This is a genomic window from Parabacteroides sp. AM58-2XD (assembly GCF_003463685.1).
GTDB classification, from domain to species: domain Bacteria; phylum Bacteroidota; class Bacteroidia; order Bacteroidales; family Tannerellaceae; genus Parabacteroides; species Parabacteroides segnis.
In genome coordinates, this window is the sequence record NZ_QSDP01000074.1 from 1 (window position 1) to 24,979 (window position 24,979).

The window sequence follows — 24,979 nt, forward strand, 5'->3', positions numbered from 1 at the left end:
CAAAATATCAAAAAAATGACGAGAAAAAAGGAACGTTTAATCTAGTCATTGGTATTAAACAGACTTACTGGTAATAGATATTATAGAGAATTTAAATAACAGTTTTATTAATTAATTTTTTTATTTATGAGAAAAAGTACTTTGAAAAGAGGAGGTATTGTTCTCCTGGGTGCTCTTGGAGTGGCTGGCTTTTCGTTCGCGGTGACAGCTGGACTCACTAAAGCAAGAGCTCCATGGTATGACACTCGGGAGCATTTTGAGACACCTGCCATTACGGCTGCTCAATTGAAACCGATTGAGAAAGTAAATATTCATACACATGCTGCAATTGAAGGTAGTGAGTATGGAAATTACTACTCAGTAATCGATTTTGCAAATATGAAAGATGCAAAATTGATGGCTGGTGTGTATGCTTCATTCCTGAATATGGAAGAAACGGAACAATTACCTTTTGACGGACAACATTTGACCATGGCTTATGATGAAATCAAGAACCATGAGAAAATGAACACTGCTTCTACTTTTACTTTTGTAGATGAAACAGAGAAGGCTTGTTTAGGTATTTATCAGAATACAAAAGCTAAAGCTCGTGTGGATTTTACCTATAGTACAAAAGGACTAATTGGTGTAGAGGGTATTGATATTGATATGGCAGCTTATGGAAATAAAGAGCTTGTCAATCGTTCTATTGATTGGTCTTACAATGTTTATATATATGATCTGGATGGAAAATTTGTTTCTAATCCAGTAAAGGAAAAGTCTATCTTTACTGCCGAAAATCATCAGATTGGTGCAAAACATGCTTGGAGAAACATTCTTCAAATATCTGATGGCGGTGTTTTGAAGCAAGGTGACTTGGATAACAAGATTATTGTAATCATGTTTGAGAGCACTCAATCTGTACCGGATCGAACATTGGAATCTACAGTCGATAAAACAAAAGATACAGAACCATTGACTGTATTCCGTAATGCACGTATCGCTTTCAATCGTCCTGATGTGGAAATTGAAGGTGAAACTACTGTATTTGAGGCAGGTGCCGGACGTAATACTTCTTGTAACAAAGCAACATTTACAACGACTGTTGAGTTTTGGAATACGTTGTATGAAAAAGGTGAAGTAAACAATGAGTATACATCTACATTTGACAACATAAGCGACCGTGATGGCTTAGTTGAAGCAGATAAGGAAAAGCAGCAAGAACTGGCATATTATGAACTGCACGTTAAGTATCCGTTTATCGTCGATAATATGATTGCTTCTAATCCCGATGATTTCACAAAAGTTGGTGACAATATGCCTTTGAGCAGTTTTATTGTTGAAGGTACGCCTGGAGTAACAGATGAAGTTATTTATCGTATACCTCGTGAATATTTTGTTCAAAAGGATGGGGTTGATGATAGAGATCGTATTTCTAATGCTACATTTGATTTCTATTTTGCTCCGCAAGAAGTTGCAGAATTTAAGGCTGATAGCTACATCTGGGCTACAACAACAGCTGAAGCTTCTGATACAGCAAGATTCGTTTTAAGTGGTTCTTCTATTCCTACATACAACGAAGTGAACGACTTGAACTTCGATGAATATAAGGATTATAAGACAGCAGAAATTTCATTCAAGAATCTGCCGTATTTCAACTCAAGAGGTGAAAAAGATTTAGATAAAAAACATTGGGGTGAAATTACTTTGGCAAATCGTACGAAAGCTTACGAACTAGCAACAGATCGTTATGATGACGATGTGAATCTGGTTGGTTGGAAGATCGTATATAAAAATGCACAAACAGAGAATGGACTTGATTCTACTTATGTTCCGGGTCGTTATTTGCCGATGAAGGTTAATGGTCATTCTTATGTGGATTATGTGGAATGGTTTAACCAGTTCTGTGCAACATGCCAGGTTCCTGATGCTCCGGTGATAGGGTCACATACAGATAATATGCCTGTTATTGATTGTGCTGGTAATATTGAAGAAAACATCGTTAGTATCAATGCCATCTTCCGTTATTCTCGTGGTGATGTAAATGTAGATGACGATGAGTCATTGTATGTTCGTGAAAAATATACAATCGCTCCTGCATTGACATATAAAACTGCAACATCAAGATATTTCGAGAATGTTGAAACATTGAAGGCAAATGCCGAATATACTTATTCCGCTCAGGATTTGATGGATGGTAAGGCAGGTGCTGTTTACGAAGGTCCGATCTGGATCAGCGGTACTAATACATTTGTATGGTATAACTTCGAAAGTGATGATCTGTTGAGTCATGCTATGGGTATTGTAACTCCGGTTTTGGCTAACGTGAAAGATAAAGACAGATTGGATCTGTTCTTCTCTCCGTATGATGAAACAAGCACTGTTCGTTTCGAGTCAAGACCTCATACTGTATACATCAAGGCTACAGGTTTGAAGCCTGACGTTGCCGGTGGTACAACTGCCACAATCAAGGTATTCAAAGAACAGTTCTCTAAGAACGAAAGCACTGATGATGCTTTGTATCATACAAATGCATTCCTGTTCACTGCCGGCGAAAAAGAATATGACAAGGCTTACTGGTTGTCTAACAACATTAGCAATCCGGTTAAGACTATGGCTAAAGATGTAAATGGTGTATATGGTAAACTGAAAGGTACTGCCGTAACAGATACATTGTATTTCGAAGTTGATTTGGACGATGTGGCTTTGGTTAACCGTATTAAGAACGAAGGTCTGGAAATGAAAGTTGTTTATATGCCGTTCAACGACAGGAACGACAAAGCGATCATTTGGGATCTGATCCAAGGTTGTTGCCCGGGTCTGCCTAATGTATTCGACCATATCGCTCAGTTCGGTATCAAGACTGCAGACGTGAAGGGATTCAATGAATTCTACACTGTAGGTACAACCGATGCCGGTTTGGTTACTACTATGAACGCAGATGTAAGAGAAGGTTCTTATAACAGTTTCTATCCGTTCATTCTGAACCAGTTCAGCCCGGTTGAACATGGTGCTACTATCAAAGGAATCTATCGTGAAGCATTCACTAAAGATTACCAGACTCGTTATGTGAATACTTGCTATCCGGAATATACAGGTCAGTTTATCATTGCCGGTATCAACGTGATGGATCCGGTTGACATGACTACTTTCTCTAACAAGTCTACTGCATATAAGTACTCATTTGTTGAATTGGCTGACTTGAACGGTGTTGTTTACAGTACAATTGATTCAGTAAACGGTAAGGTTCAGATCAATCCGAATAAGTACGGTGAAGTTTTGATCGCCGTGAATGTTGCATTCGATCCGGTTGACCGTGATGGCATTGCTATGAGCATCGATACGATCAATACAGGTTCTACAAAGGGCATGTGGGCACGCTATTATGCCAAGGATACAATTCAGTTGGCTCCGCAACAGCGTTCTAACGAAATCGCAAACCGTGTTCGCTTCTATGATTTGAATGATTATGAAAGAACATTGAAAGTAGATGATAAGAAATGGTTGAATCTTGGATTCTTTGCTCCTTACGGTATCAATGTCAACGATACTTTGACTGCTAAGATCAAGGGTGACGTTAAAGTACCGGAAGTATGGTACAGTTCTGACGCTGAAGGTAAGAAGAAGATCGAAAACTTCCAGTTTGGTGTAGTAAATGCAGGCGATATGAAAGATTCTGTAATCTATATTCAGGGTCGTGACCTGCCTCATTACGGAACGTCTACTATCGAGTCTGAAAACAAGATAGAACAGAAGATTAATTTGATCAGCAACTCTGACATGTTCACATTCGGTACAGCTAAAACAAAAGAATTGAATGTTCGTGAACAATCTTTGGCTTTGGCTATGAATGGTAACATGGAAGACGGTTCTTTGAACTATGTTTTCAAAGGTGGTAAGGGCGATCTTGTTAAAAACGTAATGCGTGGTGACGTAGTTGCTAAGATCGATCTTCGTGCTACTCCGAATGTAGAAGACTTGTGTGACGTAGAAAATGTTATTTCTTTGGCTGCTGTTTGCGATGTAAACAAAGATTTGGGTGTAGCATTTACTGCAGGTTTGGCTAATCCGACTATCAAAGAACCGACATATGGTGAAATTGGTGGTAGCGATGCTAAATTCAATTGGGAAGCCGTTCCGGGTGCTGAATATTACAAAGTTGCCGTAGGTCGCTTCACTCCGAAGTTCACTTCTGAAGATGTATTTATCTCTGAAGTTCGTGCCGACAAAGAAAGCAGGACTATCTGGGTTGAGTTGTTCAACGCTACAGGTAGTGTAATCCACCGTGACAATCAGGTTAACTACTGGTTGGAAGTTACCAAAGAATACAAAGAAGATGGTGTTGTCAAGAAAGAAACATCTATCGTAGGTGTTGACAACTTCAGCATCCAGGGTAACTTGGATCCGATCGACAGAAAGTGGTCTTATGCTCCGATCGCTCACCAGATGAATGACATGGATCTGACGACAGATGTAACTAATCCGATCAAATACACTATCCGTTTGATGGAAGGATTCCAGACAGACAAACATCAGATCGATATTTATCTGTTCGATACTCCTGAAACATGGATGGTTAGAAAACCGGTTAGCCCGATGCCGATCAACAATGGTGAATTCTATACAGGTGACTGGAGAACAGAAGTCGGCTCATTGCCTACTGCTTATTACGAATGGCAGGATGATATCAACTTCGACGGCGAAGAATCATTCGACATCGCACCGACATCAACATCTATCCAGGTTCATAACCTGATCCCGCAGACTGCTTACACTGTACGTGTACAGGCATACAACAAGTGTGTAGGTGATGCAAACCAGATGATTCCGTCGGTAGACTATTTGGATTTCGCAACATCTAAGACTGCAACTTCTACGGGTGATATCTACTTCGATAATGCTGATGAGAATACTTCTGTAGGCAACGAAAATATCGATGCTAATGCAGTGAAAGTTCTTGGAGGCAACGCTCAGGTAACGATTATGAATGCAGCAGGTAAGAAAGTTGTGATCACCAACGTACTTGGACAGCAGATTGCTAACACTGTAATTGCTTCTGATAACGCTACATTCCCGGCTTCTGCAGGTGTAGTAGTAGTAGCTATCGATGGCGAATCGACTGTAAAAGCAATAGTTAAGTAATAAAGAGATATTTAATATTAATACTAGTGTGACTACGCAATGGCTCTCTTGCGAGAGCCATTAAGTAACCTGTGATGGGGGAAGAGGTGGTCTCGAATACTAAAGTAATGAAATAAAGTTCTTCCATTAGTACTGCTGTGAAGTAGGAAACATGGACCAAAAAGGGGCCCTGGTGGTAAAAGTTTTACGGCCAGGGCTTTTTTTCTAAATTGTAAATGAATTGAGATAAAAAAATGATGTGTGAAAGCATATATGCTTTATCGGCAAAACATAAGTGTTTTGCGAACGATCTATATATGTTTTAACAGAAGTTGCCGGGAAGTGTTCCGGCAGGGGCGGCAGGCGTTTCTATTAAACATAATGAACGTCTTGTACAAACAATATTTTGATGGATTATACGCCTTGGGTCCGAAATATGAAAAAATAAAAATATAGACAAAAGGACCACGATACCTAATCCAATTCGTAAGTCAGTGATACTGTATGGGATAGTTGAAACCCGGTATTCGGTGAACTGTTTTATAGTGATGAAAATTATGTTTCTTCCTGATGAAACAAGTGTTTCTCCTTAGTGAAACAATAGTTTCTCCCGGTTGAAACTATTGATGTTGGTTGATGATAAATGACAAACATTATAAATTAAAAATATAAAGTATGGGAAAAATATACTTTAGAGATGTAAGTAGGAGATTACTTCTGTTTACATTATTGTTGTTGGGAGTCGTGACGCAAGCGATGGCTGTTGATCGGTATGTGATTGTGTTCAAAGACTTGCCTTATGGAACAACGGAAATTCCGTATGGGACAAGTGCGGATGTTATAAAAAGTGATTTTTTTACTGTTTATGAATCAAATGCCACCGGGGTAGGCGATTTTGCTGCCTTTGTGGATGGTGGCTCTAGCCAGTTAAAAAATAGTTCCTTTGAAGATGCAAAGGGTAAATTAAAACTTTCAAATACGACATCTACAGACTTTTCCTTGGTACAACCTACCGGAAATGTTGTATCAGCGGTTGAAGTAAAGATAGAGGCTTCTTCATTTATGTTAACTAAACGCTATATTCTCCGTTTAGGAGTTGATGGAAAAGTTACATCGTTTAAAGATTTTTATGATTTCTCTAATCAAACAACGACTCAAACCGCAGGTTCCATCTCTCTGTAACGAAAAATATAGATTTACCTCTGTATACATTTTCTGTGACTGATGGTAACGCTACAGTCGCAACATTGAAGAATGATATTCTGGCGAAATTATCTGCCTCAATTGGGGGTATAAGCGGATTAACAGCGAGTGATGTTACATTGCATAGTGGTACAGGTGATGTTTCTAGCCCTGCTCTTACTGCCGGAACGTATACCTATAAATTTAAATTATTTACTCCCGCAGGTATTAAAGCAAGTTTTGCCCGTGCGGACGGGGTAGCGGCTCCAACTTCAGTAGAACCTGGTCAAACTAACGCAGAAGTCGAAGTGTCGGGTTCTATCGTTGTGACTGATAAGACGGTTGTTACGCTGAAGGTTCCGGCAAAGGAAACGTTAAGCTTTTATGAGAAAGAAGCGAATGCCAATGTTGCGACTTTGGGTGATTTCATTGCAGCAGAGATTGAGAAGACAATACCGAGTGCGCATTCGACAAATATAACCGTATCGAATGTTCGGATTCTCAAAGCCGGATCGGTTCAAAGCGGAGATCTTGTTGCAGCAGATTATAGTTATCTCTTTGATGTAACTGTAAATTCGGAAGGCTATGTTGTTAATATCGAAAGATCTAATTCTGAATCTTTGGGGGCTACCATAACTCCTTTCAGAATAGAAGCAACAGGAAAAGAATCTGTGAAAGTCGGCAACAGTATCGTAATCAAATCGGTGCTGAGTGGCTCTGTTTTCTCTGCCAATTATACGACGGTAAGTAATCAGATACAAAATGAAGATGCTTTGAAACAGGCTATTCTGTCTGGCTTGTCAAAGAAGAATCAGGCTTTGAAGGATGATATTTATTTCGAGAACATACAAATTACAGGTACTCCTGCTTATCCTTTGGGAGCCGGTACTTATTCGTATACATTCGACGTACGTGCTCGGAAGGATTTGAAGATTGCTTTCCCTGAATCTTCTACGGCAGAAATCAAAGAAATAAAATTGAATGAAAAGTCTGCTTTTACTGTTTCTGATAAGATTACGGTAAAAAAGGTTGATCAGTCTGCTGCATCAATAAGTTTTGGTTCTTGGTCTTCCTATACTTATGGTACTCCATTAAGCGGTATTGAGTCTCAAATAACATTCACGAAAGTAAATGGTATAACCGGAATAGAAGATTGCTCGGTCTATTTCGTTAAAGACGGAAAAGAGACTCTTTATGAAACGGGTAAAACAGTGTTGCCTGTGGGTAAATATAATGTAAAAGTTTATTTCCCGGCAAGTGCAAGTGAGATTTATGACTACTCCTCAGTGAATGTAACAGGCGGTACAAAGAAGGTAGAGACCGACGGGCACGCATCGTTTACATCGACAGGTGTTCTTACAATTACGCCAAAAGCAATCGGAAAAACCAAACTTCCTGTGTTTACAGAAGGTGGCGACGGCTTGTTGGCTGAAGGAACTGCTGTCAACCGGGTTATTGCTGCGATAAGAGCAGCCATACAATCGGCAGACGGAACAGCAGCCATACTGGCTAAGAACGGTATTGAACTCTATTCGGATGAAACGTTTACGCAAAAGTTGACAAAAGGCGTTTTAGAATCAGGCAAAACGTATAGTTATCGTGTCATATTGAATGAAAATTATAAGCCGGGAACTCAGACGGAAGCTTCTGTAAGTGGAAAACTGTCTGCCAATACGTCTATAAACGGATATGACCTGAAGAATGCCGTAACTGCGACCAAAGCGGAAATAAAAGTCGTTTTGCCTGACTTTATTTCAACTCCGATAAAGATCGGTACGATCACAACGAAAGCGGAATTGGAGAAAAAAGTGTTGGATGCAGTGAATAATGCTAATTCCAGTTTGGAAACGGTTTATAGCTTTACTCCGCAAGTGACAACCGAAGCTCCTTTAACAAGTGAAGGTTATCTCTCTTATACTATAACATTAAAAGAGGGTGCAACCCATAAACTGGCCGATTATAAAATAACTTACCAGACACAAAGTTCGGCATCCAATAAATTGAATGTTGTCGCCGATGGCGTAATGTGTACGTTTAGTGAGGCAATTCGTTTTGTGACTGTTTTACCGGTAGAGCATGCCTTTACTTCTCCGAAGAATATTCCGGTTGATTATGTGAAAGACATGAAACCGGCTGCAATCACCTCTTTGGTAAGTGATAAACTGTACCAACTGAATGGCGGGGTTTTGGCTCTTACGGATAAAATCCAGGTGACATTGCTTGATAAAACCGGCACAGCTGTGAAAACAGTGTCCGAGTCGGAAGCTGTTTACGGTTATAAGGTTAGAGTTGCAAAGAAATCAGGCGTACTTGAAGAACTATATGCCGGAAAGGTAGATGCAGACGTGACGATTGATAATTCGGATGCTACTTATATTTATGTAACAGTAAAGAATGGTATTCAATTAAACGCTCGTCCGGTGGCTGAATTTAACTTCCCGACATATGAATTTGATTATATAGTGGGCGAGACTGACGAGGTTGCTAAAATATTGGAACTGATCAAACGTGATTTGGTTTATAACAATCCGAGTGTTCTTTTGGCCTCTTATATCGATGATATTACCTCTTCTGACCTGAGTGTACCGGAAGGAGGAACAATGCAATATCAGGTCAAGTTTAAATCGGATTTGTTTGTGGATTATTCGAAGGTGACAGTGAATGGAGAGGAAGTGGCAGAAACTTCTCCGCAATCTCCTCAAATACCCGTTACGATCAATCCGCGTGCGGATCTTACCGTAAACTTGAAAACGTATAAATTTAAGAAAGAAGGTGCGTCGGATGAATTGATGGCGCAACATATCATGGCAGATATTCTGTTGAATAATCCGGATCTGAAAGGCAAGTGTATTCTACGTGTTGCCATTGAAGGGGATGGATATAGGGTGTACTTTGCTCCTACTACCAAATACCGTACAATCACGGTAAAAGGTGCAGATGGCACAACTTTAAGAACGGTGAATTCGGCAAAGGCTGCAACAGGATTCCAACTTCTTTATGCGACTTCTATAACGCTTTTGGATAACGGAGGTATTACCTTGATTGAAATTCCGATGGATATAGAAACGGAATTGACATATCTGAATGAAAATTTCGGTTATACTGCCGGTCATTATGCCCGATTGATTCTTGACTACTTGAATCAGCATGTCACATCGACGGTTGCAAACTTCGTAAAACCGGACTTGGAAACTTGGGGAGTAAAGGTGAATATTATTCGTAACCAGACACAAGTAGATGCCGGAGGTACAGCCGAATTGATTCCGGAGGATGAATATTTGAAGGTTTCCGACTTGTATGGATATCAAGTGGTGTTGACGAATCCTTATTTCAAGAACTACTATACCTTGACTCTTAAACCACAGGCAAACATGAAAGTGACGGAAGAAGTTCCCGGTCAGACTTGGAATGTGCTTCTTTCCGGAACGATTACCAAAAATGCAGTGACTCCTGTATTGCCGGCTGTTACAATTGATTATGCCGATGCTAATACATTAGCTGTAGTGAAGGCGCAAATCAAGGATGCTGTGCTTAGTGATGCCGCAAATACAGAGTTGTTCAGATTGGTTGCTGCAACAGGTATTCAGCCCGGAGGTAGTTTCTCTGTTGAATTGACTGCCGATAGTCCTGTACCTGCCGGCAAATATGATTATACATTGACGTTTAAACCGATCGTGACGGAAAATGTGGATATCGCATCGGTTACCGGCAAGCTGGTTGTAAAGAAGGTTAAATTGGAGTTTGAATTCCCTACCGATATAACGTTCAAGTATGAACAGAAGAAAAAGGTAATGGAAAGCAAGATTCTTGAAGAGTTCTTGGCTATGAATGCAAGAATCTTCGATCAATATGCCGACTTTGCCAATCCTGGAGATATCTTTACTGTGACATTGAAAGATGCTGCATGTACGGGTGAAGCCAATGATCCGATTGCTGCAGGTACGTACGGATATGTGATAAAGATGAATGATGCCCCGGCTAACTTCACTTATAACATCGAAGCGGGTGGAAAATCTATGCCATCTTCTGTAATTGTAGCACAAAAGTCTTTAACAGTTAAATTACCTACATATTTATTGAATACACCTGACGAAATCAAACCGGAGGATCAAGCGAAAGCTGTCTTTGTTTATGGTAAGACCTTGTCTGAAATAGAAAACCAAATAAAGCTGACCGATATTCCGACATTGAATAAAAAGTTGGCTGCTGCGGAAATTCAGGCTGTTGTTTTGCTGGGTGACGATGGAGCACAAACAAAGAATGCCACGCCGATTGCCGGAGTATACGATTATAAGGTGATTTTGAAATCGGATAATTATACCTTTAAATATGATGCGTTAGGTTGTGAGGTGGAAACAACAACGGATGGCAGTGTTATCGTTAAAGGTGGTTTGCAGATTGTGGAATATCCGGTTACTGTAGGTTTCTCTGAAGCGAACCGGTCTATTGCCGGTACTTGGGAAATAAAAGATGGCAAACCGGAATATTCATTATCTATAAATTGGATATCCGGGAATTACGGATATGACTTGTTGGCTATTTCCGATGAAGTCAAGAAGACATTGACTTTGGAACGTTGGAAAATGTATTTCAATAACGATTATCTGAACTGGGCATTGGTGGATACAAAAAATGAGATTGTTGTACAAGACAAGTCATTGAAAGTTGTATTAAATACTTATGTTCAGGCAAATTTGACTTCAGGGACTTACTCCCTGCAGGTGGTAAAAGGAGGAACAGAGGTTCCGCGCCTGAAGTCTGCTGTCGGAGATTTCGATATCAATTTGAATACGACTTTGGCAACATTGACGGTTACCCCGGCAATCGTGAAGGTTACCCCGGCAAAAGCTGCATATGGAAAAGTCTATGGGCAGTCAGGCGTTTCATCTTTAAAGCCGAAGTTGGCATTTGCAACGACACCGAAGTTGAACGCCGCCACTTTGGTTGCTGACTATGACCTTAAAAATCTCTTTGTTACGACAGAGCCGGCCGATGCTGACGTGTTTGCGGCTTATTCACCTGTGGGTGATTATACAATCCAAACCAGCGCAGCCGCAGGAGTTGTCAGCGGTGCATTTGTACCTGTGACAGGTGTCGTGTTCGAGGCCGGTACGGAAAGTGCGATTGTAACGGTTTCTCCTGTCCCGATGGCAGATGCTGTACAGTTGAACGTTTCTGCTTCCCGCGAATATGGCGAAGATCCTGTGGATGGTGACGTAGCCGTGGCAGTAACACCGGCCGACGATACTGTGGATCAGATGTTGGTAGACGAGATCAGCACCATCCTGAACACAGCCGAAGGCCGTGTTGACTGGATTGACTGGGCAAGCTTCAACAAGAAGACAAATGCAGGCAAATATGAAGTACGCTTTACCTCCGATGCAATAGCTTCTATGGGTGGTTTGCTTACTAACTTCGATATGGGGGGGGTGACTATAGTATTAGACAGCTTGGAAATCCGTAAAGCAGATTTGACGGTGACAGCCGAAGACAAGAACCGTGTATACGGTGTGGCTAATCCGGAACTGACAATTGCTTACGAAGGCCTGAAGAATAATGAATACCAGAGCTTGGATGATGTATTCGATGGAGATTTCTTACCGGCGGTGGCAACAGATGCAACCGTGGATTCTCGTGGTACCTGGGATATTTATTTCACTCAGAAGCCGACAGCCAAGAACTATCATGTTACTTATGTGACAGGTAACTTGTCGATCAATAAGATTAAACGGGTAATCGTTTGGCCGGAAGATCAGCGCAACCTGACAATAGCCGTAGGTGAACATGTTGAATTGTCTGCAGCCGTAACGTCTGCTGACGATAATAGACTGTCGATCACCGGCTTGCGTTACGAACTGACCAATAATGATCGCGAACGCGTCGTATTGTATCAGAACGAGAACGGTAAGATGGTGGTTGAAGGAAAGATCCGCACGTTGGACGGTCCTGTAAACATTACGGTTTATGCCGATGGCGATGAAACAACTTATATGGATGCCGATCCTGTAATCGGTACGGTCACAGTGGTTGCTCCGGAAGGTGAAGCTGCGAATGTAAATATCATCGTATCGAATGTGACATCTGTTTATGACGGTACTCCGCGTGCCGTAACAGTAAAGGTTGCTGATAAGGATGGTAAAGAGGTAGATTACAAAGTTTTCTATGAAGGTGACCAAACTGCGTCTACCGTTTATCCGTCCGATCAGAATGCTCCGGTGGATGCTGGTGTTTATAAAGTGATTGTAAAAGCAGAAGTAGGTGCAACAACGTTTGTTTACGAAGCCAAGAATAAGATGATCATCGCTCCGCGTGTAGTGGAAGTGAAGGCTCGCAGTTTCGCAACAACGTATGGAAAGACTGTACCAGACTACTCGAAAGCATATGATTATGATAAGAGTGACTTCCTGGGCGGTGAAGATTTTGATGCCGATAAGATGCCGGTAGTACGTGCCGAGGCTTATAAGGGAAATGCCGGAACTTATAAATTGACTCCGTATTCCGTACAGGATTTCGGAAAGAACTATAAGGTATCTTATATTTCAGGCGAATTAGTTATCAACAAGGCTCCGCTGACAATTATCGCCGATGATAAGGAAAGCGTTTATGGAGAGGACTTGGCAGAACTGACTTATCAGTTAGACGGTCTTGTTAATGGTGAAACCATCAAGAACCTGGGCTTTGCTCCGCGTATCAGTTCGACGGTAACGAAGGGTGCTGATGCAGGAACTTATCCGATCGTGTTTGCCGACAATCATAAGTCAACGAATTATGAGGTGGCTTATAAGGAAGGTAAGTATGTGGTAGTACCGGCATCGCAGAAGATCAGTTGGAATCCGGAAACATCATACAAGGTGGAACAGCGTAACATTCCGTTGACGGCAGTGGCATCAAGTAAGTTACCGGTTTCTTATGTATCCGACAATGACGCGGTAGCTTATGTGAACCAGATAGGCGATAATTGGATCCTGACATTGGTATCTGACGGTTTGGTGAAAGTGAAAGCTATTCAGAACGGGAATACGAATTATTGGGGTGCAGAACCTGTGGAAGTAACATTTGCCATAGGAAATGCTTATGAAAGTGTGGATAATGAGACGATAGTCGTATCCGATCATATCGAAGTTTATCCGACCGTATTCACGACCAATGTAACGGTAACCGCTCCTTCTGCCATCAAACGTGTAGAATTGGTGTCTTATGCAGGTGTATTGTTGAAAGTCTTCAATAAACCTGAGTCTGTAATCAATTTGTCAAACTTCGGAAGTGGCTTCTATCTGCTGAACGTAACGTTGGAAGATGGCACTTTCAAGAGCGTGAAGTTGATTAAGAAGTAAGTAACCTGTAAAATAAATTTAGTATGATAAAGAATATTAAATCAATAATAACATCAGGAAAGCAGCTCGTGCTGCTTTCCCTGATACTTGTTTCAGGAGGTAGTGTGGTACATGCACAAGAGGCAACTGTTGTTCCGGATACGGTGTATGTGAGCTTTACGAATTCAGGGGCATTGCCTTCGATGGTTTATGGAACGGCATTCGAGGATTACATGGCGGTAAGCACATTTAATGAAACATCTTTGAAGTGCATGTGGGCACCGGCAGGGAATACCGGTAGTCATCAGTTGATGAAGAATTACCAAAATAAATTTAAGAGTGGCAAATCTTTTAAGGATATTATGAAATTTTCCGCCACTCCGACTGTTAAGGATGGGGTGAAATTACAATTGGTAGAAACTGCTTTGCAAGATGCTTTGGATTGTTATCGGTCGGTTACGGAGCTTTATGAATCTCCTGTTGTATATAAGTTAAGCAAAGAGGCTACGGCTACTTTGGAACGTACTATTCCGGTAACACGGGCAGAATTGACTATCACCCCGCGTGATACTGTTCGTTTCTACGGAGATCCCAATCCTGTTTATTCATTGGCAGACTTTACGATTGAAGGTTTAGCTGCCGGTGATGATGCTGCTACTATTTTCGCAGGTGAAAACGAGTTGGCTGTTACATTTGGAGGAGACGTGAATACTGCTGCCGGTCAGGAAGTTTATGTAACATTGGTAGCCGGTACTGTAGACAATTATTCTTGGGAACAAAAGCAGGCGAAGATGGCAATCAAGAAAGCTCTGCTGTCATTGGCATTGCCGGATAGCAGTCGTTTGTATGACGATAAGAATATCGCTAAAATTAAAGGTGAAGAACTGTTGGTTACATCCGGGACATTGAAGAATGATCAAACATTAAGTGATTTGTTTTTCTCTGATGAATTGAATGTTATTCATACCGCAGTTTCTGCCGGACTAGGAAAAGTAAAGAGTGATGTCGGTACATACAGCTATCAATTGGCAACCCAAGCTGATACTGCCAAGGTTAATTGGCGTTTGGCTAACTATGACGTGCAAGCGATAGCACCCGCCAACTATGTAGTCGAAAAGGATACGATTACCGTAACTGTATTCCCTTCTGATGCTCAGGTTGAAATAGAAGGAAAGAAAGTGAGCGTAATGCAAAAAGTTTATGGTGAGAAGAATCCTGATGGTTATTTTTGGTTGACAAAACGTAAAGAATCAGCTGGTTCTTCTTCTCCTTCTTACACATTCACCACGGCTGCACCTGTTGCAAAAGATTATATTTCTGCTGAAAATGAGGCTGACAAAGGTTTCACGGTTGCTCCGGTTGTATCCTATCTGGATTATGAAGGCAATGCTGTAACGGAAAAGACCGATGTGAACCTGAAACGTGAAAAACCGAATCAGATAGAGGACAGTCTGTATGTTGCCAAGGTCGGTAATGCAGATAAGATTTCTTCCAAAAACTATGCCTTTAAGGTCGTTGACGGCACATTGAAGATCAATCAGCGTCCGTTGGACTTCCAGAAAGTGGTAGTAGATCGCATTTACGGAGAAACAAAGCAAGACACAACCTGGACTTTTGAAGCAAACAATGCTGAAAAGCAACGTGGTTTGGCTAGTTTCGATGCTGCATATCAGATATCGACCAATAAGAAAGCTTTCGAGCTGATTGATGTAATGCCACAGTTGGTTATCAAAAAACAGGCTGCCGACAGTACATTGTGTGCTGGTAGTTATATCGATACGTTACAGATTAAGTTGGTGACTGTGGATAACACCGTTACTCCGAAGTTTAAAGCAATGGATCGTAATTACAGTCTTAAGTATTCGTTATTGACTGATAATGCTAAAACGAACGACAGTATTCGTCTGGAAGTGGCCAAGGCTGACTTGAAGATCAAACTGGGTACAATTCAACGTACGTTCGGTGCGGCAGTGCCAGACTTTAATGATGTGGAAATTCAGAAAGAGTTTATCACTTATACCGGTTTCAAACTGGATGAGTCAGCTAAGAACTTGGATTTGGTTGCGACCGTTGCTGAAGGCAATCGTATCAAGAATCTGGAAATAGCCGATCAGCCGAGCGTATTGCCGGTAGGCATTTACGAATTGACAGGCATCCGTGATATCAATAAGGAAAATACCAATTATGCGATCACAATTGAAGGAAAAGCTTTATATCAGGTAATTCCGGATAATTCTTTGGTCTTGGAATGGAACCCGTTGACCGTCGACCTGATTGTAGGCGATAAAATCAAGCTGGATGCAAAAGTGAAGAAGGAGCAGGAAGTAATAGCTGAAGGTACTCAGATAGATTTTGTATCTTCCGATCCGGAAAAGATCCAGATTGAGAAAGTGGGTGGTTATTGTTATCTGTCGGCCAAGGCATTGACAGATAATGACGGTGTAACCATTACAGCCAGCTATCATGGCCTTGCCGGTTATGAAGAAGTAACGAAAACGGTGGCATACAAAGTGATTCGTCTGAAAAATGAGGCAGACTACAATATTGTGTTAGGCGACATGAGCTTTGTTTATGATGGAAAAGCGAAAGAAGCAGATGTAAAAATTACCGATTTGGAAGGCTTGAAAGAATATCCTCATTATGTATTGTATAATGGAGATACTGATCTGCCTGTCAAAGCGGGTATTTACAATGTGTCGATCTATCTGGAAGAAGGGAAAGGTAACAGTAATTTGTTCATTCGTAAAGAAACGATGCAGATTAAGGCCGGTGAGGTAACGGTGACACCGAAAGATGTATCATTGGTTTATGGCACAGCAGTTCCTGAATCGTTCGAATATACAGTTAACGGATTTATTGGAAACGATAGCTTCAAGGCCGGTAAAGAACCGAAGGTAAAAGTTGCCGGTGAAATAACAGGTGTCGGAGAATATACGTTGTATGTAGAAGGCGGCGACCCGGGTGACAATTATGTATTGGTTACGAAAACGGGTATATTGACGGTCACAAAGTCCGGTTTAACCATTAAGGCAGATACGATCCGTTCGGTTTATGGCGAGGAGATACCGGAATTTACATTTACCGTTACCGATCCTGACGGAAAGAAGGTTGATCCTGAAACATTGAATGACATCTACACCATAAAAACAGAAGTGGAACCGGAAGATGCCGGAGAATATGACCTGCTGATTGATTGTGTAGGTGTAGGTGAAGGAGATTATGATGTTGTTATGATACCAGCAAAATTGTATATAGAGAAAGCAGATGCCGGTTTAATCTGGGATATCGATGGAACGACTATGGCCGGAGGCGACAGTATTCTATTGACAGCCGAAGCCGTTTCGCCTGCGACAATTACTTATACAATGCAGTATGATACGGTAGCAAGCGTGAAGGCTGTAGAAGAAGGCGCCTGGATTACCGGTAAGCATCAAGGTGTAACAAAACTGTACATTTCGATACCGGAAGAGAAGAACTATCTGGCTGCTAACGATTCTGTAACATTCAACGTAACATCGACTGTCGCCAACGAAAGCATCGCTCTGCAAAATGTAGGATTGTATCCGACATTTGTTGAAAACGAAACGTCTGTAACATCCGACAGTCCGGTGGTCATGATCCGTGTATTCGATGCTTCTGGCCGTTTGGTTAAGTCGATCGAAAAACCGGAGTCGTTGATCAACCTGAGTGAATTGAGCAAAGGTTACCATCTGGTACAGATCGTACTTGAAAGCGGTGAAGTGAAAACAGTACGTATTATGAAAAAGTAAATAATCCGATATTCTGTAATTAAGGAATATATTTAGAGGTTAATTAGTAGAAGGGATGTTCTGCGGAGATAGCTATCTTTTGTAGAACATCTCTTTTGAAAAATAGAATCTATAATAAAATATACGGAAAATATGGTAAAGAGAGAGTTGATTAAAGAAATATCCGAACGTATGTCTATAACCCAGGTAGAAGCAAAACAATTTGTAAAAGTATTTCAAGATATTTTGACGGAAGAGTTGCAACAGAATAGACCGTTGGAGTTGCAGGGATTTGGAACATTCACTTCCTGGAAACAAATCGGGCGTGCTGCCCGCAATCCGAAAACGGGGGTACCTTGTTGGATAGAGCCTCGTGTGAGTGCGAAATTCAGGCCTGGAAAATTTTTACTGGAAGCTTTGAATAAAGTGGATAAATAGAATTAAAATAATGAGAAAGAATCTACTTAAATTATCTGTTTTCATTTGATTGTCAACAACTATATGATTTACGGTTCTTTCGGTGCCCAATCCATTCCCAATGGAGATTTTTCGGCAGAGTGGGTAAGAAAAGATGAATGTTATTCTTTCTGCAGCTGATTATCGTGGCGACCGAAAGAAGATAAAGGAACATAATACTTTGTCGGTACAAAGTGTGGAACTGGTGTATAAAGATCCGGTATCGACAGAAAAGATTAATCTGTTATCCGATCGTTTTTCCGTTATCGACAAAATACTGTATCTTGATGGGAGTTATGGGAATCTAGCTGTCTATACAATGGATGGAAGGCTGGTTTATAGTTCTGTCCGACCGGAAAAAATAACTACTTTCTCTTTTCTCTCCGCAGGGGGGTATCTGTTGAGAATTGAAGGGGAACAAGGAGTAGAAACGCAAAAGTTTCAGATTCGTTAAAAATGTAATCTGTTTTTTATATTATTATAAAAAGGTTGCAGCTCGGGTTTCGTGGATTGTATGTAAATACATCTATGAGATTCGAGTTTGATTTGTTTGTAATAAGGATTTCTTAATAATGTACGGATGGATTTTCGGCAATTATAATTAACTTTGCGGTTGGTTGAAAAGTAAAAACTAAAGTATGAAGAAAATTAGAGCCGCCATCGTTGGTTATGGCAACATTGGAAAGTATGTGTTAGAGGCCCTGGAAGCCGCTCCTGATTTTGAAGTGGCAGGTGTTGTACGTCGTAATCCGAATGACGTACCGGACGAACTGAAAGCTTATACTGTGACAGACAGTATCACCAAGTTAGATAAAGTAGACGTTGCCGTTCTTGCAACTCCTACCCGCAGCGTTGAAACGTACGCAAAAGAAATTCTTTCATTAGGTATTAATACGGTAGATAGCTTCGATATCCACGGAGGTATCGTAGACCTGCGCCGTTCGCTGGATGCTGTAGCCAAGGCACATAATACGGTTGCCGTTATTTCTGCCGGATGGGATCCGGGAAGCGACTCTGTTGTTCGCGCCCTGCTGGAAGCAATGGTGCCGAAAGGTATCACTTATACAAACTTCGGCCCGGGGATGAGTATGGGACATACGGTTGCCGTGAAAGCGATCGAAGGTGTCAAGGCTGCTTTGTCCATGACAATTCCGATGGGAACAGGCGTTCACCGCCGTATGGTTTATATCGAAGTAAAAGACGGTTACGATTTCAAGCAGGTAGCTGCCGCGATCAAGGCTGACGATTATTTCGCACACGACGAAACACACGTAATGCAGGTGGAATGCGTTGACAACCTGCTGGATATGGGACACGGTGTGAACCTGGTCCGCAAAGGTGTATCAGGCAAGACTCAGAACCAGTTGGTTGAATTCGACATGAAGATCAACAACCCGGCTCTTACTGCCAGATTCTGGTAGCTGTTGCCCGCGCAAGCTTCAAACAGCAGCCGGGTGCTTACACCATGATCGAATTGCCGGTGATCGATATGATCTGCGGTGATAGAGAAGACTTGATTAAACGACTGGTTTAATAAATTGAAAATTGAGAATTGAAAATTGAAAATTAGGTCTCGCCCTGTTCTCAATTTTCAATTTTCAATTTTCAATTTTTAATTTTCAATTATAAAATTATGCTCGATTTTATTACCTGGACGGCTGACCCCGCCATCTTTTCCATAGGTTCACGCGAAATTCGCTGGTACGGACTTGCTTTTGCTATCGGTTTCTGGATTGGTTATTCCATTGTAAGCCGTATGTGGAAAAATGAAAAACTTCCTCCTGCATGGATCGATTCCCTGCTGATTTATACCATGGTGGGTACTGTAGTCGGCGCCCGTCTGGGACATTGCCTCTTTTATGATCCCGGATATTATCTGGCTAATCCGATAGAGATTTTCAAAGTTTGGGAAGGCGGACTGGCAAGCCATGGCGGTACGCTGGGTATCGTTATTGCCATCTATTTTTATTCCAGACGCATCACGCATAAAGCATGCTTTGGACATTCGATAAACTGGTTGTTCCGACCGGACTGGTCGCAGCTATGATCCGTTTGGGAAACCTGATGAACCATGAGATATACGGTCATCCGACCGATCTTCCGTGGGGTTTCCGTTTCATCGAGAACCTGCATGCCTGGAAAATGGGAGCAGAGCCGATCTTTACTGTTCCCAGCCATCCGACACAGCTGTACGAGGCATTATGCTACCTGGTTACATTCGGTATATGCATGTGGCTTTACTTTATCAAAAAGGAGTGGAAGCGGGAAGGTCTTATTTTCGGGGTCTTTATGATTTGTATATTCGGCTCGCGTATCTTTATCGAATTCCTGAAAAATAATCAGGAAGCGTTTGAAGATAGCATGGTCCTGAATATGGGCCAGTGGCTCAGTATTCCGTTCGTGCTGGCAGGTTGCTGGTTTGTATGGAGGGCGCTTACAAGGAAGCCGAATAACTATGAAGAGCTAAAAATAAAAAAGTAAAAAGTATAAAATGTACAAATTAAAAGAAATAGCAGATAAGGTATATTATGTAGGAGTAAACGACCGTCAGAAGGCCCTCTTCGAAAATATGTGGCCGCTTCCGTACGGCGTTTCTTATAATTCGTATTTGATCGTAGACGAAAAGACTGTATTGATCGATACAGTAGACGTTTGCTATTCTGATATCTTTCTGAAAAAAATAGCGGATGCGCTGGACGGACGTACGCTTGATTATCTGGTTGTGAACCATATGGAACCCGACCATGCCGGTAGTATCCGCCTGTTGCGCCAGCAATATCCTGATGTGCAGATTATTGGTAACAAGCAGACATTCGGTATGCTGGACGGCTATCATAATATAACGACCGGGCTTTACGAAGTGAAAGAAGGTGATTCGCTGAACATCGGCCGTCACCAATTATCTTTCTATATGGCTCCGATGGTGCACTGGCCGGAGGTAATGGTGACTTACGATTCTACCGATAAGTTGCTGTTCTCTGCCGATGCTTTCGGAACCTACGGGACGTTGGATGGTGGTGTGATCGATGAGGAAATGAATGTAGAGCATTTCTGGGAAGAGATGGTCCGTTATTATTCCAATATCGTTGGGAAATACGGTAATCCGGTACAGCGTGCATTGCAAAAATTGTCTGCCCTGGAGATCAATACGATCTGTTCGACACATGGTCCGGTATGGCGCAAATATGCTCACAAGGCAATTGAAATATATGACCGTCTGAGCCGTTATGAAGGGGAGGATGGTGTTGTCGTTATTTATGGCAGCATGTATGGAAATACGGAGCAGATGGCGGAAGCGATCGCTTCTTCTTTGTCGGCAAACGGTGTAAAGAACATTGTGTTGCATAATGTCAGCAAGAGTCCGGCTTCGTATGTCCTGAAAGATGTATTCAAATACAAAGGCGTCATTATCGGCAGTCCGACTTATTCGAACAGTCTGTTCCCGGAAGTGGAAGCCATCCTGAGCAAGATCGAGATGCGCGAAGTGAAAAACCGCCTGTATGGCTATTTCGGCTCGTTCACTTGGGCGGGTGCGGCAGTGAAACGCCTGACTGCTTTCGGAGAAAAGATGAAATGGGAAACCGTTGGTACTCCTGTGGAGCAAAAACAAGGTCTGAAAGCCGATAAGTATGAAGAATGCTGGGCTTTGGGAGAAGCAATGGCTAACAAATTGAAAATTGAGAATTGAGAATTGAAAATTTGAAAGGATCGGTTTTCGTAATGTTGAGAATATTATTAACGAAAGATCTAATTAATAAACACTGAAGATTGTCTGTTGATATTGGAAGTTCCTGTAATTTTCAATTTTCAATTCTCAATTTTCAATTAACAAAACACGTTATGAGACTAATTATTGAACCAGATTACGAGCAACTCTCGAAATGGGCTGCCAACTATGTAGCTGCGAAGATTAAGAAAGCGAATCCGACAGCTGAAAAGCCATTTGTTCTGGGTCTGCCTACCGGATCATCTCCACTGGGTATGTACAAGAACCTGATTGAACTGAACAAGCAAGGTGTCATTTCCTTCCAGAATATCATCACTTTCAACATGGATGAATATGTAGGATTGCCGAAAGATCATCCTGAAAGCTATCATTCATTCATGTGGAATAACTTCTTCAGCCATGTAGACATCAAGCCGGAGAATGTAAATATCCTGAACGGTAACGCTCCTGACCTGGAAGCTGAATGTGCTGCTTATGAAGCAAAGATGAAAGCTGTAGGCGGTGTAGACCTGTTCCTGGGCGGTATCGGTCCTGACGGCCATATCGCGTTCAACGAACCGGGCTCTTCATTGGCTTCACGTACACGTGTTAAGTCACTGACTACAGATACGATCATCGCTAACTCACGTTTCTTCGACAACGATGTAAACAAGGTTCCGAAGACTTCTGTAACAGTAGGTGTCGGTACGGTATTGGATGCGAAAGAAGTGCTGATCATGGTAAACGGTCACAACAAGGCTCGTGCTTTGCAGCAGGCTGTTGAAGGCTCGATCAACCAGATGTGGACAATCACTGCTTTGCAGATGCATCCGAAAGGTATCATCGTAGCTGACGAAGCTGCTTGTGCTGAAATAAAAGTAGGTACATACAACTACTTTAAAGATATCGAAAAAGATAATCTTTGTCCTTGCAGCTTGCTGAAATAAGATTCAGATCTTATTTTACTGAGAAAACAAAAAACCGGAAGGTACTCCCTTCCGGTTTTTTGTTTTTGTATGTGTTAATTCTCTTTTGATTAACAATAGTTTTAGGGTAAATACGTTTATACAATTGTTCCGCTTAGGGAACTAGCTAGTATTTATTAATTAAACTCAGGATTGTATCATGAAGAGCTTGTTGTATTTATTCGTTTGTTTGTTGATTTCAGGACCGTCTATTTATGCTCAGAGTCAGGTTATGGTGGGATTAACAACGGAAGGAAAGGAGTTGAAGGCCCGTAGTTTTGAATTTGACGGGAGGATACGGGATTATAAGATGGATACAACTGGTACTTTTTTTATGGTGAAAATAGGGCATCTGACCAAAAACGAACAATCTTATAAGAATAAAGGTGAACTGGTTGTTATTGATTTTCCAGCAGGAAAGGAGTTGTGGAAAAGAAAGATGAATTATATGACAGATCAGTTTGCATTGCTTCCCGAAGGTGTTTTATTTAATTCGAAAGATGTGAAAAGTTCTTTGCTGGATTTGCAGACAGGGGTATCGAAATGGAATAAAAAAATCCTACCTTATATATTGGATCGTGAGGACAATAAATTGTGGGCTTACAAAAACGGGTTTTCGAAAAAACTGGAATGTTATGAGATGAATTCCGGAGAACTTTTGTGGACTCGGGAAGTTCCCCATACGTATGGCTGGAATTATCACGGACTGGTTGATGATTCGACAAGGCTGATCGTTTCTGACGGGATGCACCTGGTTAATATTAATAATGGATCAGGAGAGAGTTATCCGATGATAACCGGAACAACGAATTATACGGGAGCGGTGGCATTGGGTGCTTTGGGTGTACTGACCGGCGTTTTAACTGGCTTTAGTGCAGTCCCGATTGGTGCTGGAGTTAATGCGGTCGTAGAACTGACTTCGAATGTGTTGAGAGATGATACCTTATTTTATTTTGCCAACCGCACACAATTACTTTGTCTGGATAACCGGCTGAAAATGAAATGGGGATATCCCCTTCCGGAAGATCTGACATCCCACTCGCAACTGTTTGATTATGGTGAGAGGTTGTATATGATCAATTATGGATCAGGCTATCGTACTAACTTGCGAGATTTACCTTCTGTATATGAAAAAAAGATGATGGAAGTCAATATCGGAAGACCTTTCATTGCCTGCTTCGATAAAAATACCGGGAAAAATATATATCTGAATCAACTGACAAAGAAAAAAGACAGGATTGAAGACGCTTGTCTGAAAGGGGAGCGGAATACATTATATTTATTGTTTGATGATGGAATCTCCTTTTGCCAGTTATCCGATAGTTCGGAAATAGAAGTTTCGTCCTGGGATGAGAAAAACAACGGAAAATTACAGGGGTTTGTGTACAATTCGTTTTATATGGAAAATGCAGATAGTATTTCTTTTAACCGGATCACACCGTCCGATTCTGCATCATGCTTCGTTTATAATGATCGGTATGAGATTTTAGAGATTGATGAGCAGATGGAGGTTATTCGCACTTATCAGCCTGAAAGTTTGTTTTTTTCGGATCTGAACTGGGATGGTTATTCTATTATCAGCCGGGGAAGAGCTCAATATCTGATTGATTTCAATAGAAAGAAAATAGCGGAATTATATATTCCGTTCGATTTGTTTGTGATAAAGGATAGAGTGTTTACGTTGAATGAAGAAAGAACTAAACTTCTGGAAATAAGCTTGAAAGAGTTATTCCCCGAGCGGATTATTGAAGATCCGGTAATATAATAAGTGAAAATGTTTGTAATTTAATTTTAGTATTTATCTTTGGTCTGTGTTTATGAGTGAAAACAGACATTGTAGGAGGAGAATCGCTTATGTTTATTGAGATAGAATTTGTGTTTAATATCTAAAACAATTTGTAGTATGAAAAAGATTGCATGTTTATTACTTCTTTTCGTGGCATTTCAGGTGAGTGCACAAGAATTTCATTTTATCCCGAAGATCGGTTTGAATTTTGCTAATATGACAAATTTTGAAGGGAGTATGAAGCCTGGATTAAATATCGGGGTGGCCGGTGAAGTTATGATGACCGACCATTTTGCTATCGAGCCGGGATTGTTTTATTCGATGCAAGGGGCGAAGAACGATCAGTTAGCAGATCTGAAGGTTAAGAATGATTATCTGAATATCCCTATCCTTTTCAAAGGTTATGTTTACGAGGGTTTCAATTTATTTGCCGGACCTCAGTTGGGATTCAAAGTTTCTTCAAAAGTGAAAATTTCCAGTTCGGGTACGTCTGTTTCGACAAGTGAGCTGAGTGATGCTTTTAAATCCGTAGACTTTGCTCTTGTGATAGGAGCGGGTTACCAATCCTCTATGGGGTTATTGTTTTCGTTGAGCTATAATATCGGTTTGGCAAATATACTTGATGCAGATAAATTGGCGTCTATGTCAGGCGTGAGCGAAGTAAAAGGTGAAAAGTGTCGTAACGGTGTCCTCCAGTTTAACGTTGGCTGGCGCTTCTAACT

Annotated in this window: 10 protein-coding genes and 2 pseudogenes; all 12 read left to right on the forward strand. The window is 41.3% G+C overall.

Going from position 1 to position 24,979, the window contains the following annotated elements:
* The first annotated feature begins 126 nt into the window (after positions 1 to 126).
* The 12 genes and pseudogenes from DXA15_RS16840 to DXA15_RS16895 all read left to right on the forward strand — a co-directional run bounded on the left by DXA15_RS16840 (position 127) and on the right by DXA15_RS16895 (position 24,977).
* Positions 127 to 5,121, forward strand: a complete 4,995-nt coding sequence (locus DXA15_RS16840) for a DUF6383 domain-containing protein (RefSeq protein WP_128134790.1) — start codon at positions 127 to 129, stop codon at positions 5,119 to 5,121.
* Between the two features lie 654 nt (positions 5,122 to 5,775).
* Entirely contained in the window at positions 5,776 to 6,282 is a 507-nt protein-coding gene (locus DXA15_RS16845; protein WP_128134791.1) for a hypothetical protein, read from the forward strand.
* Positions 6,283 to 6,317: 35 nt separating this feature from the next.
* Complete coding sequence (locus DXA15_RS16850; RefSeq protein WP_128134792.1) at positions 6,318 to 13,616, forward strand: MBG domain-containing protein; 7,299 nt, start codon at positions 6,318 to 6,320, stop codon at positions 13,614 to 13,616.
* 23 nt (positions 13,617 to 13,639) lie between these two features.
* Positions 13,640 to 17,365, forward strand: a complete 3,726-nt coding sequence (locus DXA15_RS16855) for an MBG domain-containing protein (protein WP_128134793.1) — start codon at positions 13,640 to 13,642, stop codon at positions 17,363 to 17,365.
* A 132-nt stretch (positions 17,366 to 17,497) separates the two neighbouring features.
* A complete protein-coding gene (locus DXA15_RS16860) occupies positions 17,498 to 17,782 on the forward strand; it encodes an HU family DNA-binding protein (protein ID WP_128134794.1) in 285 nt (94 codons plus the stop codon).
* A gap of 133 nt (positions 17,783 to 17,915) precedes the next feature.
* Positions 17,916 to 18,254 (forward strand): T9SS type A sorting domain-containing protein, encoded by a 339-nt coding sequence (locus DXA15_RS16865; protein ID WP_128134795.1) that lies wholly within the window; start codon positions 17,916 to 17,918, stop codon positions 18,252 to 18,254.
* 184 nt (positions 18,255 to 18,438) lie between these two features.
* Positions 18,439 to 19,334 (forward strand): annotated as a pseudogene (locus DXA15_RS16870) (diaminopimelate dehydrogenase).
* A 99-nt stretch (positions 19,335 to 19,433) separates the two neighbouring features.
* A pseudogene (gene lgt, locus DXA15_RS16875) lies at positions 19,434 to 20,281 on the forward strand (prolipoprotein diacylglyceryl transferase).
* A 10-nt stretch (positions 20,282 to 20,291) separates the two neighbouring features.
* Entirely contained in the window at positions 20,292 to 21,488 is a 1,197-nt protein-coding gene (locus DXA15_RS16880) for an FprA family A-type flavoprotein (protein ID WP_128134796.1), read from the forward strand.
* Between the two features lie 152 nt (positions 21,489 to 21,640).
* Positions 21,641 to 22,453 carry a glucosamine-6-phosphate deaminase gene (nagB, locus tag DXA15_RS16885; RefSeq protein ID WP_048315180.1) on the forward strand — a complete coding sequence of 271 codons (813 nt, stop codon included), beginning with the start codon at positions 21,641 to 21,643 and terminating at the stop codon, positions 22,451 to 22,453.
* 178 nt (positions 22,454 to 22,631) lie between these two features.
* The gene (locus tag DXA15_RS16890; protein WP_128134797.1) at positions 22,632 to 24,236 is read left to right on the forward strand and encodes a PQQ-binding-like beta-propeller repeat protein; all 1,605 of its coding nucleotides are present in this window, start codon (positions 22,632 to 22,634) and stop codon (positions 24,234 to 24,236) included.
* A 138-nt stretch (positions 24,237 to 24,374) separates the two neighbouring features.
* Positions 24,375 to 24,977, forward strand: a complete 603-nt coding sequence (locus tag DXA15_RS16895) for a porin family protein (RefSeq protein ID WP_128134798.1) — start codon at positions 24,375 to 24,377, stop codon at positions 24,975 to 24,977.
* Positions 24,978 to 24,979: the final 2 nt, after the last annotated feature.